Below are 1633 nucleotides of genomic sequence, written 5' to 3'. Positions count from 1 at the left end.
GAGCCGAAAACCACAGTTCCGCTGAATGTGAAAATGGATAGCGTACCGGTACTGACTTACGTCAACGACTTTGGCGCACGGATGCCACTCTTTTTCCGCTGTGACGGCAACACATGCCAGGTGGATAAAGTTCAAAGTCTCAAGGGATGAGGTTAAGAGATAACGGATGAAAAATATTCTACTGACTATGGTTGGGGGGCTGCTGATCTGCACTACGGTAGGGGAATTGACTTACGCAGGCAGTAAGCCAGTAAATATGGTTTTACGTGTACAGGTAGATGGGCCTCCACCATGTACCGTTACGGGGAGCGATGTCGATTTTGGGGATGTGCTCATCAGGCGTATAGATGGCAGCCAGTATTTGCAGCCAGTAACTTACAAGCTGGACTGCGGGCAACGACTTACTGGTGCGGATGACTTACGTATGCAGTTGCAGGGTCCTACAAGCGTCATCAATGGTGAAACTGTGCTTAATACAGGTATTGATGGGTTTGGTATTCGTATTCAAAACGCTACGAATGACTCGCTTATTACGGTAGGAAGCAGTGCTTGGCTACCATTTAGCATCGATAACCAACCAACGCTTGAAGCTGTACCCGTGAAGCAGAATGGGGTATCGCTGGTATCTTCTGCATTCAGTGCTACTGCAACTATGGTGGTTGATTATCAATGAAACAGATCGCATTTTTTATCATGCTGGTAAGTTACGCAACGGTGGTTAGCTCATCTCCAGATATAACGTTTCATGGCAATTTGATAGCGCCGCCAACATGCATCGTCAGTGAAAATAAGACGATTGAGATTGCATTTAATGAGGTCATTATTAGTGACATCTCTGGTGATAACTATAAACGAGAAGTGCCTTATAGCGTTGAATGTGACTCTGAGAATACCGATACGGGAATACAAATGAAGCTGACCTGGACGGGAGTAGAAACTGATTTTAATGACTCTGCGGTAGAGACGGACGTGGTGGGGCTGGGGGTCGAATTGCAGCAAAACGGTCAGCGTTTTCAACAGGGAAAGGCGATAAATATTTCAAAAACTAATCTGCCGAAACTACATGCGGTACTGGTGAAAAAAAGCGGAGCGGTGCTCAGTGAAGGGGCATTTGAAGCCTATGCCACATTACAGGTGGATTACCAATGACAAGAAACCAAACCTACTACACCAGATATACAGCGGGGAGTTTACTGGGGCTAGTGTTGTTAGCTCAAGGAACAGCGACGAGCGCGAAAAACAACCTTCATTTCACCGGAAATTTGATTGATAAATCATGCACGTTGGTCGCTCCTGGAGGATTACTGGCAGAAGTTCGCTTTCCGACGATTAGCTCAAGAGATCTGAGTACACAAATGCAGTCAGGTAAAGTCTCAATGGCTTTTGAGCTAGAAAACTGTAAGGGGTCTTCACAATCACAAAATAGCGTTAAGGTGACATTTACGGGCACAGAGGATACCGGACAACCTGGATTTTTAGCTCTTGATTCAGACTCACAGGCGCAAGGTGTGGGTATTGGTATTGAGACAGTGGATGGTGTCCCAGTGAAGATCAATAATAACTCTGGTGCGACGTTTGTTTTGAGTGATGGCAGTAATACATTGCTTTTTAACACCTGGGTTCAGGCAAAAAG

3 protein-coding genes are annotated in these 1633 nt (G+C 45.7%); all 3 read left to right on the top strand.

The annotated features are described in order from the left end of the window. Window positions 1–226: 226 nt before the first annotated feature. On the top strand, window positions 227–673 hold the full coding sequence (locus AB0M56_RS50505) for a fimbrial protein (RefSeq protein WP_364190805.1): 447 nt from the start codon (window positions 227–229) through the stop codon (window positions 671–673). Then, window positions 670–1149 (top strand): fimbrial protein, encoded by a 480-nt coding sequence (locus AB0M56_RS50500; RefSeq protein WP_000809301.1) that lies wholly within the window; start codon window positions 670–672, stop codon window positions 1147–1149. The genes AB0M56_RS50505 and AB0M56_RS50500 overlap by 4 nt, the downstream gene beginning before the upstream one ends. After that, window positions 1146–1633 (top strand): fimbrial protein (locus AB0M56_RS50495; RefSeq protein ID WP_364190802.1); only part of this gene is annotated, 488 nt, incomplete at its 3' end. The genes AB0M56_RS50500 and AB0M56_RS50495, both read left to right, overlap by 4 nt.

The organism is Amycolatopsis sp. NPDC051372 (genome assembly GCF_040682095.1).
Lineage (GTDB): Bacteria > Actinomycetota > Actinomycetes > Mycobacteriales > Pseudonocardiaceae > Amycolatopsis.
Note: the sequence above shows the minus strand (reverse complement) of the source record. Positions and strands in the feature narration are given on the sequence as shown.

What these genes read in the sequence shown, in the direction of transcription:
- AB0M56_RS50500 (WP_000809301.1), top strand. Translation starts at nt 670, where the DNA reads ATGAAACAGATCGCATTTTTTATCATGCTGGTAAGTTACGCAACGGTG.